15 protein-coding genes are annotated in these 12,909 nt (G+C 67.2%); 10 read left to right on the top strand and 5 right to left on the bottom strand.

Features of this window, described 5'->3' with window-relative positions:
* Positions 1-61 precede the first annotated feature (61 nt).
* The 3 genes from HLG70_RS24825 to HLG70_RS24815 form a co-directional block, all read right to left on the bottom strand.
* Positions 62-1,018, bottom strand: coding sequence for a hydroxymethylglutaryl-CoA lyase (locus HLG70_RS24825; RefSeq protein ID WP_171662940.1), 957 nt, complete (start codon positions 1,016-1,018; stop codon positions 62-64).
* A complete protein-coding gene (locus tag HLG70_RS24820) occupies positions 1,015-2,208 on the bottom strand; it encodes a CaiB/BaiF CoA transferase family protein (protein ID WP_171662941.1) in 1,194 nt (397 codons plus the stop codon). The genes HLG70_RS24825 and HLG70_RS24820 overlap by 4 nt, the downstream gene beginning before the upstream one ends.
* Positions 2,209-2,333: 125 nt before the next feature.
* Entirely contained in the window at positions 2,334-3,230 is an 897-nt protein-coding gene (locus HLG70_RS24815) for a LysR substrate-binding domain-containing protein (RefSeq protein WP_171662942.1), read from the bottom strand.
* 127 nt (positions 3,231-3,357) lie between these two features.
* Between HLG70_RS24815 and trmB the strand changes: the two genes are divergently transcribed.
* The 5 genes from trmB to lysM all read left to right on the top strand — a co-directional run bounded on the left by trmB (position 3,358) and on the right by lysM (position 6,426).
* The gene (gene trmB, locus HLG70_RS24810) at positions 3,358-4,170 is read left to right on the top strand and encodes a tRNA (guanosine(46)-N7)-methyltransferase TrmB (RefSeq protein ID WP_171662943.1); all 813 of its coding nucleotides are present in this window, start codon (positions 3,358-3,360) and stop codon (positions 4,168-4,170) included.
* Positions 4,170-5,111, top strand: coding sequence for a prolyl aminopeptidase (gene pip, locus HLG70_RS24805; protein ID WP_171662944.1), 942 nt, complete (start codon positions 4,170-4,172; stop codon positions 5,109-5,111). The genes trmB and pip overlap by 1 nt, the downstream gene beginning before the upstream one ends.
* 10 nt (positions 5,112-5,121) lie before the next feature.
* Positions 5,122-5,322, top strand: a complete 201-nt coding sequence (gene thiS / locus HLG70_RS24800; protein ID WP_171662945.1) for a sulfur carrier protein ThiS — start codon at positions 5,122-5,124, stop codon at positions 5,320-5,322.
* A 296-nt stretch (positions 5,323-5,618) separates the two neighbouring features.
* A complete protein-coding gene (locus HLG70_RS24795; protein ID WP_171662946.1) occupies positions 5,619-5,936 on the top strand; it encodes a hypothetical protein in 318 nt (105 codons plus the stop codon).
* A 43-nt stretch (positions 5,937-5,979) separates the two neighbouring features.
* Entirely contained in the window at positions 5,980-6,426 is a 447-nt protein-coding gene (gene lysM / locus HLG70_RS24790) for a peptidoglycan-binding protein LysM (protein WP_171662947.1), read from the top strand.
* Between the two features lie 350 nt (positions 6,427-6,776).
* Here lysM and ffh read toward each other — a convergent pair whose 3' ends face one another.
* The gene (ffh, locus tag HLG70_RS24785) at positions 6,777-8,183 is read right to left on the bottom strand and encodes a signal recognition particle protein (RefSeq protein WP_171662948.1); all 1,407 of its coding nucleotides are present in this window, start codon (positions 8,181-8,183) and stop codon (positions 6,777-6,779) included.
* 106 nt (positions 8,184-8,289) lie between these two features.
* Between ffh and HLG70_RS24780 the strand changes: the two genes are divergently transcribed.
* The 4 genes from HLG70_RS24780 (at position 8,290) to HLG70_RS24765 (ending at position 10,730) form a co-directional block, all read left to right on the top strand.
* The gene (locus HLG70_RS24780; protein WP_171662949.1) at positions 8,290-9,132 is read left to right on the top strand and encodes a cytochrome C assembly family protein; all 843 of its coding nucleotides are present in this window, start codon (positions 8,290-8,292) and stop codon (positions 9,130-9,132) included.
* A gap of 1 nt (position 9,133) precedes the next feature.
* A complete protein-coding gene (locus tag HLG70_RS24775; RefSeq protein WP_171662950.1) occupies positions 9,134-9,406 on the top strand; it encodes a PP0621 family protein in 273 nt (90 codons plus the stop codon).
* Positions 9,407-9,509: 103 nt separating this feature from the next.
* On the top strand, positions 9,510-10,088 hold the full coding sequence (gene ampD / locus HLG70_RS24770) for a 1,6-anhydro-N-acetylmuramyl-L-alanine amidase AmpD (RefSeq protein ID WP_171662951.1): 579 nt from the start codon (positions 9,510-9,512) through the stop codon (positions 10,086-10,088).
* An 18-nt stretch (positions 10,089-10,106) separates the two neighbouring features.
* On the top strand, positions 10,107-10,730 hold the full coding sequence (locus HLG70_RS24765; RefSeq protein WP_171662952.1) for a glutathione S-transferase family protein: 624 nt from the start codon (positions 10,107-10,109) through the stop codon (positions 10,728-10,730).
* A gap of 21 nt (positions 10,731-10,751) precedes the next feature.
* Here HLG70_RS24765 and HLG70_RS24760 read toward each other — a convergent pair whose 3' ends face one another.
* A complete protein-coding gene (locus HLG70_RS24760; RefSeq protein WP_171662953.1) occupies positions 10,752-11,573 on the bottom strand; it encodes an IclR family transcriptional regulator in 822 nt (273 codons plus the stop codon).
* Positions 11,574-11,899: 326 nt separating this feature from the next.
* Between HLG70_RS24760 and HLG70_RS24755 the strand changes: the two genes are divergently transcribed.
* On the top strand, positions 11,900-12,907 hold the full coding sequence (locus HLG70_RS24755) for a 2-dehydro-3-deoxygalactonokinase (RefSeq protein WP_171662954.1): 1,008 nt from the start codon (positions 11,900-11,902) through the stop codon (positions 12,905-12,907).
* Positions 12,908-12,909: the final 2 nt, after the last annotated feature.

The raw sequence follows: 12,909 nt of genomic DNA, 5'->3' as shown, positions 1-12,909 counted from the left end.
GGTCATCGGGTACTGCGGGTACTGCGGGAACTTCGTATCCGGTCTTGAAGCATCCAGGGCGTCAGGCCGCGGCGGACGGAAACCGTTCCGCCAGCCAGGCCGGCGGCGCATGCAAGGCCAGGCGGGGTCCGGCCTGCAGCAGCGCGTTGGACAGGTCGCGCTGCACCAGCGCGGGCAAGCCCCGCACGATGGCCAGCAAGGGTTCCAGCGACACGCCGGACTCCACGCCCATGCAGGCGAACATGTGCGCCAGCTCTTCGGTGTTGACGTTGCCGCTGGCGCCGGGCGCGTAAGGACATCCGCCCAGCCCGCCGGCGGCGGCGTCGAAACGGGTGATGCCCGTCTGCCATGCCGCGACGGCGTTGGCCAGCGCCATGCCGCGCGTATTGTGCAGATGCACGGTCAGCGCGGTGCCGGGCAGGCGCGCTGCCGTCTGTGCGCACAGGTCGGCCACTTGTGTCGGGAACGCCATGCCGGTGGTGTCGCACAGCGTGATGCCCGAGGCGCCCGCGTCCGCCAGCCTGGCGGCCAGGTCCAGGACCTGGGCGGCAGGCACGTCGCCGTCGAACGGACAGCCGAAGGCGGTGGACAGCGACACGTTGCACGGGGCGCCCGCGCGCGCGGCGGCGGCCAGCACCTGAGACAGTTCGGCGTAGGACTGGTCCCGGGTCATGCGCAGGTTGGCGCGGTTGTGCGTTTCGCTGCACGACATGACCAGGTTCATCTCGTCGGTGCCGGCTTCAAGCGCGCGCTCCAGCCCGCGGATGTTGGGCACCAATGCGGTGTAGACCACGCCGGGACGGCGACGGATGCGGCGCATGACGTCGACCGCGTCGGCCAGCGCGGGAATGGCCTTGGGCGAAGTGAAACTGGTGACTTCGATGCGGGCAAAGCCGCAGTCGGACAAGGCGTCCACGAAGGCGACCTTGTCGTCGGTGGACACCATGGCCTTTTCGATCTGCAGGCCGTCGCGGGGGCCGACCTCGTTGATCTCGATGCGGGCGGGACCGGTATTCATGCAATGACTCCCTTGGCGCGCAGCGCGGCGCGTTGTTCTTCGGACAAGCCCGCGGACGCCAGCACGGCGTCGGTGTGCTCGCCCAGCGTGGGCGCGCGCTCGCGCACCGCGCCGGGATTGGACGACAGATACGGGAACACGGCGGGCATTTCCACCTGCACGCCCGCGGCGGACTGCACCGATGTGATGGCGTTGCGGGCGCGGTAGTGCGGATCCTTGGCGATGTCGGCAACCGAATAGATGCGGCCGGCGGGCACGCCCGCCTCCAGCATCGCGGCCAGCACGTCGTCGATGCGGCGCTCGAGTGTCCAGGCGCCGATGGCGGCGTCGATCTCGGCGACGCGCCTGGCCCGGCCGTCGTTGTGCGCCAGCGCCGGATCCTGGCCCAGGTCGTCGCGGCCGATGCGCGCCATGAGGCGGGTGTAGATGGCGTCGCCGTTGCCGGCAATAAGCACGTAGCCGTCCTGGCACGGGTAGGCGTTGGACGGGGCAATGCCCGGCAGCGAGGCGCCGGCGGGCTCGCGCACCGCGCCGAATACCGAGTATTCGGGCAGCAGGCTTTCGCTGAGGTTGAAAAGGCTTTCGTAGAGCGCGGTATCGATCACCTGCCCCACGCCGCCGCGCGCGTCGCGCTGGTACAGGGCCAGCATCACGCCCAGCGCGCCATGCAGGCCGGCGATGGTGTCACCCAGCGACAGGCCTGCCCGCACCGGCGCGCGGCCGGGTTCGCCGTTCAGGTAGCGCAGGCCCGCCATGGCTTCGCCGATGGCGGCAAAGCCGGGTTCGCGGGCCTTGGGACCGGTCTGGCCGTAGCCCGAGATGCGCAGCATGATCAGGCGAGGGTTCAGTTCATGCAGGGCTTCCCACGACAAGCCCCATTTTTCCAGGGTGCCGGGGCGGAAGTTCTCGATCAGCACGTCGGCCTCGCGCGCCAGCATGCGCACGATATCCTGGCCTTCCTGCTGGCGCAGGTCCACGCAGACGGACTGCTTGTTGCGCGACTGCGCCTCCCACCACACCGAGGTTCCCTCGTGCAGCAGCCGCCATTTGCGCAGCGGGTCGCCCTGGCCCGGCGGCTCGATCTTGATGACCTGAGCGCCAAAGTCCGCCAGGGTCTTGGCGGCGAAAGGCCCAGCGATGAGTTGCCCCAGTTCCAGCACACGAATGCCGGCAAGAATCTGCCCTGCCATATCGCCTCCCAGGCGCATCTATCGGTATTGATGGAAGGCAGTGTGCGCGCAAAGCGCCCGCGAGCGGAATGGACAATCGGGGAAAGGGGCATTCCCGGAACGAGAAACCCCGGGCAAACCCGCGCTCAGCCTTCGCCGCGCAGATGCGCCAGCAGCAGGCGGGCCGCCACGGTCAGGGTGTCGGCGTCGCGCACGCCCAGCAGCAGCCAGCGGCGCGCCCATTCGTCGGTCAGCGGAATCAGGTGGATGGGCATGGAGCGCGCGTGTGGCTCGGCGGCGATGCGCGGCAGGATGCCCACGCCTCGGGTGGCCGCCACCATGCGGCAGATGGCGTCAAAGCTGCGCACCTGGATGCGCAGGCGCATGGCCCGGCCCATCCGTCCGCTTTCCTCGGACAGCCGGGTAGCCAGCGAGGTCGCGGGCGGCAGGCCGACGTAGTCATACGCCAGCGTGTCGGCGAACGCCACTTGCGGCTCGGCGGCCAGCGGATGGCGTTGCGGCACGATCAGCACCAGTTCGTCCAGCCGGTACGGGAAGGTGGACAGGCCATCGGCGGGCGTGCGGTCGGCGAACACACCGATGTCCGCGCGGTTCTCCAGCACCGCCGTGACGATGTCGCTGCTGTTCTGCTCTTCGAGGTCGATGCGCACCGCGGGGTGCGCATCCATGAAGGCGGCCAGGTCCTCGGGCAGGAACTGCGTCAGGGACGAGGTATTGGCGGCGATCCGCAGCTGTCCGCGCACGCCTTGCGCAAAGTCCGACAGCGCGCCCGTCATCTGCTCCACTTCCTGCAGCACGCGCAGCGCATGCACGAGGCAGGCCTGGCCGGCGTCGGTCAGCTCCACCCCGGCCGCGTTGCGGTACAGCAAGGGGGTGCCCAGCGCGGCTTCCAGGTCCGATATGCGCTTGCTGGCCGCGCCCACCGCCAGATGCGACTGGCGCGCGCCCGCCGAAATGCTTCCCTGGCGCGCCACGGAGACAAACAGGGCAAGGGTGACGAGGTCGATGCGGGCCAGGTTCATGAAAAGGGTCTACGGCGCAAGGGGGCCGGGCTGAAACTATAGCTGGAGCCCGACGGGATAAATATGTCCCTATTTTAGTCCCTATGGCCGACTCCACGCCGGCGGGCCTGCCACTACAATCCCGGCTATGAATACGAACAAGCCCGCGAACACCCCCGCGAATTCGCCCGTGAACACTTCCGCAACGCCCGCCTCCGACGCCACGCCCGCCAACGTTTCCCCGGAAACCCAGGCCGCGCTGGCCAGCACCGCCCACGCCCCCAACAGTCCCGGCGCCATGCACATCCGCAGCTTCGTGCACCGGCGCGGCCATATCACCCAGGGCCAGCTGGCCGCGCTGGAACGCCTGATGGGCCAGTGGTCCATCCCCTACGCGGCAAGCCGCCTGGATCCGGCCGCCGCCTTTGGCCGGCAGGCGCCGACGGTGCTGGAGATCGGCTTCGGCATGGGCGAGACCACCGAGAAGATCGCGCTGGCCCGTCCCGACGACAACTTCCTGGGGGTGGAAGTCTTCAACGCCGGCGTCGGCTCGCTGTTGCGCCGCATTGAAGACTCCAGCATCCAGAACCTGCGCATCATCCAGCACGACGCCGTCGAAGTGGTGCGCGACATGATCGCCCCCGACTCGCTGGCGGGCGTGCACATCTACTTTCCGGATCCGTGGCCCAAGAAACGCCACCACAAGCGCCGCCTGATCCAGCCCGCCTTCATTTCGCTGCTGGCCAGCCGCATCGCGCCGGGCGGCTATATCCATTGCGCCACCGACTGGGAAGACTATGCGGTGCAGATGCTGGAGGTGCTGGGCGGCGAACCGCTGCTGAAGAACACCGCGGACGGCTACGCACCCCGTCCCGATTACCGCCCCCTGACCAAATTCGAGACACGCGGCCTGCGCCTGGGCCACGGCGTCTGGGACCTGATCTTCAAGCGAGTCGCCTGATGCTCTATCCGCCGATCGAACCCTACCGCGTTGGCATGCTGGAAACCGGAGACGGTCACCAGATCTACTGGGAAATGTGCGGCAACCCGAGGGGCAAGCCCGCCGTTTTCCTGCATGGCGGGCCCGGCAGCGGCTGTTCGCCCGTGCATCGCCAGCTGTTCGATCCGCAGCGCTACAACGTGCTGCTGTTCGATCAGCGCGGCTGCGGCCGTTCGCAGCCGCACGCCAGCCTGGAGAACAACACCACCTGGCATCTGGTCGCCGACATCGAGCGCCTGCGCACCGAGGTCATGGGCGCCGAGCAATGGCTGGTGTTCGGCGGATCCTGGGGTTCGACCCTGGCGCTGGCCTACTCGGAAACGCATCCGTCACACACCAGCGCACTGGTGCTGCGCGGCATCTTCGGCCTGCGCCGCGCCGAGATCCACTGGTTCTACCAGGAAGGCGCGTCGTGGTTGTTCCCCGACCGCTGGGAAGACTACCTGGCGCCCATTCCTGAAAACGAACGCGGCGACCTGGTCACGGCCTATCACAAGCGCCTGACGGGCAATGACCCCGCCGAGCAATTGCGCGCCGCCAAGGCCTGGAGCAAATGGGAAGACAGCACCATCACGCTGCTGCCCAGCCCCCGCCATCAGCAGAGCCACGCCGCCGACCGCGCCGCGCTGGCCTTTGCGCGCATCGAGAACCACTACTTCTTCAATGCCGGCTTCATGGAAGAGGGCCAGCTGATCCGCGACGCCCACAAGCTGCGCGGCATTCCCGGCACCATCATCCAGGGCCGCTACGACGTCTGCACGCCCGCGCGCACCGCCTGGGACCTGCATCGCGCCTGGCCCGAAGCGGAATTCCATCTCGTGCCCGACGCCGGCCACGCCTTTGATGAACCCGGCACGCTGGCGCGCCTGATCGCCGCCACCGACGCTTACGCAAAACAGTAGGAGACCTGCCATGCACATCACCCTGAACGGAGACGCCCGCGAGTTCCCGCTGGACACCACGGTGAACGAACTGCTTGAAACGCTGGGCTATGCCGGCAAGCGCGTGGCCGTGGAACGCAACGGCGAAATCGTGCCCAAGAGCCAGCATGCGGAAACCGCGCTGTCGGACGGCGACCAAGTGGAAATCGTGGTCGCGGTGGGCGGGGGCTGAAGCCCGGATTCGCCGCGCGATTGCGCGCCGCCGCAACGCAAGAAAAGGGCCGCTGACACAGCGGCCCTTTTTGCATGCCGCCGCCCGCACGAGCAGGCTTAAATCCGCGGATACAAACGCCCTGCGAAGAGGCCAACATAGTTGCGTAGTCTGCCAAGAAGCTAGCAACCTGTTACACGATAACCCCTCGTCGTGCGGCGAATGTGCGAGTCATAATCGTTCCTGCTGGCGTCTTACTGTTGTCCTGTTGTTGTTCTAGCGTTGCACATCGCCCCATCGGGGGCAGAGGAGGCATCATGAACACCGCAGTCATCATCAATCTTCTCATCCAGCTTGTCGCCGGCGCAGCCGGGGGCAACGGCTTGGGAAAAATGCTCCAGCAGTTCAATCTGGGTCCCCTGGGCAACACCATCGCGGGCGCCATAGGCGGCCTGGCCGGCGGGTCCTGGCTGGCGCCCATGATCACCGCCGGAGCCGGCGCCGTCGCGGCAGGCAATACGGGACTGGATCTTTCGGCGATTGCGAGCAGCGTGGTCGGCGGCGGCGTCGGTGGCGCCGTGCTCACCCTGATTGCCGGCATCGTGAAAAAAATGCTTGTGGGCCGCGCGCCCTGACAGCTCTTCGTTTTCTCACCGCAACATCGTTAAAGGAAACACTATGGGTCTGCTCAATTTCATCAAAGACGTTGGAGAAAAGCTCTTCGGCGCCAGCGAGGCCAAGGCCGCAACGGCGGACGAATTGAAGAAAGAGCTGGATAAGCACGGCCTGAACGCGGATGGCCTGCAAATCTCGGTTGACGGCGACAAGGTCACGGTGGCGGGCGAAGCCCTGAGCACGGAAGACGCCGAGAAGATTTCGCTGGCGCTGGGCAATACCGTGGGCGTGGCCGCGGTAGACAACCAGCTAAAGGTGAAGCAAGCCATGCCCGAAGCCAAGATGTACACGGTACAGAAAGGCGACAACCTGTGGAAGATCGCCGAAGCACAGTATGGCAAGGGCCAGGGCGCCAAGAACACGCTGATCTTCGAAGCCAACAAGCCGATGCTGACCAGCCCCGACAAGATCTACCCGGGCCAGGTGCTGCGCATTCCGCCGCTGTCGTAAGCGGCGCCCGATTCAGACAACCCGGAGAACACCCATGCGTTCTCCGGCTTGTGTCGCGGCACGGCGCCCCCTGCTAGCCGCGATTACTTGGCCAGACGCAATGTCTGGCCATTTTTTGCGGGGCAGGTGAGCCCGTTATTCCTCGGCAGGAAGCGCACGTAGTGCGCGCACCGTGGGGGTCCTTTTTCCCGCCGGGCCGCCCCAAGGGAAAAAAGCCCCCTCGGGGGGCAGGAAGCGCACGCAGTGCGCGCACCGTGGGGGCCATTTTTCCCGCCGGGCCGCCCCAAGGGAAAAAAGCCCCCTCGGGGGGCAGGAAGCGCACGCAGTGCGCGCACCGTGGGGGCCCCTTTCTATTTCATGCCAAAACGGCCCATGCCCTTCATGCCGCCCATGGCGCGCATCATCTTCGCCATGCCGCCCTTCTTCATCTGCTTCATCATTCCCTGCATCTGCTCGAACTGAGCCAGCAGGCGGTTGACCTCTTGCACCGGCACGCCGGAACCGGTCGCGATGCGGCGCTTGCGCGAGGCCTTGATCAGTTCGGGCTTGGCGCGTTCGGCGGCGGTCATGGAGTTCAGGATGCCTTCGGTGCGGCGCAGCTGCTTTTCGGCCTGGCCGCCCTGCAGCTGGCCCGCGGCCTGCTGGAACTGGGCCGGCAGCTTTTCAAGCAGCGAACCCATGTCGCCCAGCTTCTTCACCTGGCCGAGCTGGTCGCGGAAGTCGTTCAGGTCGAACTTGTTGCCCGACTTGATCTTCGCGGCAAGCTTCTGCGCTTCGGCGATATCAATGTTCTTTTGCGCCTGCTCCACCAGCGACACGATGTCGCCCATGCCCAGCACGCGCTGCGCCATGCGGTCGGGGTAGAACGGCTCCAGGCCGTCCAGCTTTTCCGACACGCCGACGAACTTGAGCGGCTTGCCGGTGACGTGGCGCACCGACAAGGCCGCGCCGCCGCGGGCGTCGCCGTCCAGCTTGGTCAGCACCACGCCGGTCAGGGGCAGCGCGTCCGCGAAGGCGCGCGCGGTGTTGACCGCATCCTGGCCCTGCATGGCGTCCACCACGAACAGCGTTTCCACCGGCTTGACCAGGTCATGCAGCGCGCGGATCTCGCGCATCATGGCCTCGTCGATGCCCAGGCGGCCCGCCGTATCCAGGATCAGCACGTCATAGTGATGGCGGCGGGCATGGTCCATCGCGCCGCGCGCGATGTCTTCGGGCTTCTGGCTGGGGTCGGACGGCAGGAAGTCCACGCCCACCTGCGCCGCCACGCTCTTCAGCTGGTCAATAGCGGCCGGACGGTAGACGTCGGCGGACACAACCAGCACCTTCTTCTTGCCGGTCTTGCGGCCGTGCTGCGTGTGCTGGCCTTCGGAGAGCCAGCGCGCCAGCTTGCCGGTGGTGGTGGTCTTGCCGGCGCCCTGCAGGCCTGCCATCAGGATGACGGCGGGCGGCTGCACGGCCAGCGACAGTTCGTTGGAGTCGGCGCCCAGGTCGCCGCCCATCAGGGCGGTCAGTTCCTTGTGGACGACGCCCACCAGGGCCTGGCCGGGGCTCAGGCTGGCGGCGACTTCTTCGCCCAGCGCCTTTTCCTTCACCCGCGCGACGAACTCGCGCACGACGGGCAGCGCCACGTCGGCTTCCAGCAGCGCCATGCGCACTTCGCGCAGCATCTCCTGGGTGTTGGCCTCGGTCAGGCGGGCTTCCCCACGCAGCGTCTTGACGACGCGCGATAGGCGTTGAGTTAGGTTATCGAGCATGAGAGGCGTTTCCGCTTAAACTAGTTGATTGAACGGTGGCCGCAGGCGCGGATTCTGCGCTTTCGGGTGACATGCACCCCAAGGCCCCATCCAGACAACGGTTTCTATGTCACTAGGCATTGTATTTCACACAGCGGCTGCCTTGGCGTACGCAGTGCTCGGGGGGTCGCTCTGGATCCGCCTGGCCGGCGCCGGGGAAGTGGAAAAGACAGGCAAAATCGCCCGTCTGTGCCTGCTGGGAGCCCTGGTTCTCCATGGAATCGGGTTGCAACAATCAATGTTGGGCGCCCACCATCTGTTCATTGGGTGGGCACTGGCCCTGTCCGCGGCCATCTGGCTGGGCATGGTCGTGTTCTGGCTGGAAAGCCTGCTGGTGCGCATCGACGGCCTGCAATTGCTGCTTTTGCCCGCCGCGGCGGCGGCCAGCGGCCTGGCCGCCCTGTTTCCCCAGGGGCAATTCGTGCCCCACGCCGACGACGGCTGGCTGCGCGTCCACCTGCTGATCGCCCTGGCCGCCTACGGCCTGATCACCATTGCCGCCCTGCACGCCATGATGATGGCCCTGCTGGACCGCCACCTGCACCGCCCCCTGGACGCCCCCACCGAGCGCAGCATCGTCGGGCGCGTGCTCGACTCACAGCCGCCGCTGCTGGTGCAGGAACAACTGCTGTTCCGCATCATCTGGATCGGCTTCATCGTGCTGACACTGGCGGTGGGCTCGGGTTCGGTCGCGTCCATGAAGCTGACGGGCAAGATCCTGCCGTTCGACCACAAGACCGTCTTCACCCTGCTGTCATGGCTGACCTTCGGCGTGCTGCTGGCGGGCCGCCACATCTGGGGCTGGCGCGGCCGCGTCGCGCTGCGCTGGACGCTGACGGGTTTTGGTTTCCTGATTCTGGCCTATACCGGCAGCCGGTTCGTGCTGGAAATGATTCTGCATCGAGGCTGACGTGGGCAAGTTGTTGTTCTGGATTGTTCTGATCATCCTGGTGCTGTTCGTGGCCCGGATCGCCGCCCGCATGGCGGCGGCGCGCCAATCCGGCGCGCATGCCGGCCAAGGCAAGAAACAGGCCCGCGGCGCCCCCCCGCCGCCCAAACCGCTGGAGTCCATGGTCCGCTGCGCCCATTGCGGCATCCATCTGCCCCGCTCCGAAGCCCTGTTGCAGAACGGCCAGACCTGGTGCAGCGCCGACCACGCGCAGCAGGGTCCGGCCAAGCGCTGAGCGCGTTTTCCATCGGCCGGCGCAGGGGCGCGGCTGCCGGATAGGGCATTGCGTTTACGCACGGCATAATGCATGTCGGAATCAACACACATGCTCCCTTTCCATGGCCTTGCTTCTGAATCGACATGGCTGGCTGGCGCCGGCCCCGGGCGTTTCCCTTCTGCCCTCGCCCAACTGCGACGCGCGCCCCGCCGGCACGCAGGTGTCGCTTTTGGTGCTGCACAACATCAGCCTGCCCCCCGGACAATTCGGCGGCCCTGAAGTCGCCGGGCTGTTCCTGAGCACGCTGGACTACGGCTCGCACCCCTGGCTGGAACGCCTGCGCGGGCTGCGCGTCTCGGCGCACTTCTTCATCCGCCGGGACGGCGGCATCGTCCAGTTCGTGTCCACCGACAGCCGCGCCTGGCATGCCGGCGTGTCGCGCTTTGCGGGCCGCGAGCGCTGCAACGATTTCTCCATCGGCATCGAACTGGAAGGCACGGACACCCTGCCCTACACTGACGAGCAATATCTGGCGCTGCGCAAGCTGGCGCCAGTGCTGCGCACGCGCTATCCCCTGGCCGCGGCCTGGGGACACGAACACATTGCCCCGGGCCGCAAGACCGATCCCGGGCCCGCTTTCAACTGGACGCGCTTTTCGCGCGACAGTGGCTTTGCGCGGCGGCAGTTGCCGCCCGTCTGACACTTACAAGGATTGGTTATGTTGAAGATCTGGGGACGCCTGACTTCCGTCAACGTTCAGAAAGTGATGCTGACCGTGCGCGAACTGGCCCTGCCGCACACCTTTGTCCAGGCGGGCGGCCCGTTCGGCGTGGTGGACACGGCCGACTACGCCGCCAAGCTCAACCCCAATCGCCAGGTCCCCGTCATCGACGACGGCGGCTTTGTGCTGTGGGAATCCAACGCCATCGTGCGCTACCTGGCCGCGCGCTATGGCGTGGGCACGCTCTGGCCCGAAGACGTATGCCTGCGCGCCGACGCCGACCGCTGGATGGATTGGCAGACGACCGAATGGCAGCCCGCCATGGGCCCGGCCTTCCTGGGCCTGATCCGCACGCCCGAAGACAAGCGCGACAAGGCCGCGATCGAAAACTCGGTCCGGCGCTCGAATGCCCGCGCCGTGATCCTGGACCAGGCCTTGCAAGGCCGCGAGTTCATCGCCGGCCGTCATCTCACGATGGGCGACATCGCCCTGGTCTGCTCGGCGCACCGCTGGCTGGCCCTGCCGATAGAGCGTCCGGATACGCCCGCGCTGTCGGCCTGGTACCGCCGCGTCATGATGCGCCCCGCCCCGCAGGGCGTGCTGACGCTGCCGCTGGAATAAGCCCCCGGGCCGCGGCGATATTCAGCCGCGGTCCACCTTCCATCCCAGTTCCGCCGAGATGCCCGCCGCCGCGCCCTGCACCACGGCGACCATCTCGCGCATGCGCTCCAGCGACATGTACGGCACCGTGCTGGACACGCTGATCGCGGCCACGATGCCGCTGGAGGCGTCCCGCACCGGCGCCGCCACGCAGCGGATCGAGGGCTCGTTGTCTTCAAGGTCGAACGCATAGCCTTGCGCGGCGTAGTCGCGCATGCGGTCGCGGAAGGTCTCCCAGCTCTGCTGCCCGCCCGGCGTGCGCGATGACACCGGCGCGCCGATGCGATGCAGTGCCTTCCATTGCGGCTCTTCGGCATCCAGCAGCAACGCCTTGCCCACGCCCGTTGCGGCAAGCGGCATGCGGTGCCCCACCCGCGAGCGCATCTCCAGCCCTTTCTTGCCCGGAATCTTCTCTAGGTAGAGCACCTCGTTGCTGTCGCGCACCGCCAGGTGAATGGTGTCACCCGTCAGTTCGGCCAGGCTGTCCAGGTAGGGACGCGCCAGCGTCGCCATCGGGAACGCCTCCCGCGCCTGGAAACCCAGTTCGATCAGCTTCGGCCCCAGCACATAGCCCACGCCCGGCAGGGAGCGCAGATAGCGCTCCTGCACCAGGCAGCTTGCCAGGCGGTGCGTGGTGCTGCGCGCCACGCCGATGCGCGCGCAGATTTCCTTGAGGTCGCGCGCGCCGTCGGCCACGGCCTGCACCACGGCCAGGCCGCGCATCAGCGTCTGCGTACCGGCGGGCGCGGCGGAGTCGGGGTCGAGGATGGGGGGCTGGTCGGAAGTCAGGGAGGTGGCGGTCATGAAGCTGAAGCTGGGACGGCAAGGAAGAAGCGCAAGCATACCCGGCGCCGCAAACCGGAACGCGTGGAAATAGCGGGGTTTCCCGGGCGGGTCCGGCAAAAAGCCGCTAGCTGCCCGTTCCGTTAAATTCCCTCTATATGGGATTTAATTCTATATTTTGAGATTTTTCAAGCGCTGATCTAGAATTTTTCCCATCGCCCGCTGCGCCCCCAACGCGCACGACGGGCTTCAGACAACAAGGTCCGCAAGACCCTGCCCGCCTTCGCGCCCCCCTCACGGCGCGGCGCCCGCAGCCGGCTTTGCGGCCAGAGACGAGACAGACTCTGATGACTACCGGATCGCCCGCCCGTGCGGCTCTCATCGCGCTGGACTGGGGCACCTCCTCGCTGCGCGCCTACCGCCTGGACGCCACGGGCCGCACGCTGGACACCCGCCACCTGCCGTGGGGCATCATGCGCCTGCCGCAGCCCCTGCAGGATGGCGCCGCCACCAACGCCCTGTCCGGATTCGAACTGGCCTTCGACCAGGCCTGCGGCGACTGGCTGCGCGCCGAACCCGCGCTGCCCGTGATCGCCTGCGGCATGGTCGGCAGCGCCCAGGGCTGGAAGGAAGCGGCCTACCTGGACGTGCCCGTGGACCTGGAACGGATCGGCACGTTGCTGACCGTGGTGGACCGCCACGGCGCCACCCCGGTCCACATCGTGCCCGGCCTGATCCAGCGCCACGGTCTGCCCAACGTGATGCGCGGCGAGGAAACCCAGGTCTTCGGCGTGATGTTCGACCAGACCGGCGGCAATGCCGACAGCGTGCTGATCGGCCTGCCCGGCACGCATTCCAAATGGGTCAATGCCCGCCGCGGCCGCGTCACCCACTTCGACACCTTCATGACCGGCGAGGTCTACGCCGCACTGCGCGGCCACACCATCCTGGGCCGCACCATGGCGGACGCCGCCAGCGCCGACATGGCCGCCTTCGAGCGCGGCGTCAAAGTCGCCGGCGCGCCGGCCGGACGCGCGGGCGTCCTGTCCACCATCTTCAGCACGCGCGCGCTCGGCCTGACCGGCGAACTCGCGCCCGAATCGCAAGCCGACTACCTGTCCGGCCTGCTCATCGGCCATGAAATCGCCGCGCTTGCCGAGATGCTGCGCCAGCAGGGCGACCTGCCCCGCATCGTGCTTTGCGGCGAACCCGCGCTATGCCAGCGCTACATCCTGGCCATGCAGCATTACGGCCTGGAGACGCCCGAACAGGCGCAGAACGCCACCGAGCGCGGCCTGTGGCACCTGGCCGTCTGCGGCGGACTGGTCGCCTCTTCCCAAACGATCCCAGCCTAGGA

Origin of the sequence: Achromobacter deleyi, assembly GCF_013116765.2 — a bacterium.
GTDB lineage: Bacteria > Pseudomonadota > Gammaproteobacteria > Burkholderiales > Burkholderiaceae_B > Achromobacter > Achromobacter deleyi_A.
This window is presented reverse-complemented; position numbering and strand designations above follow the sequence as displayed.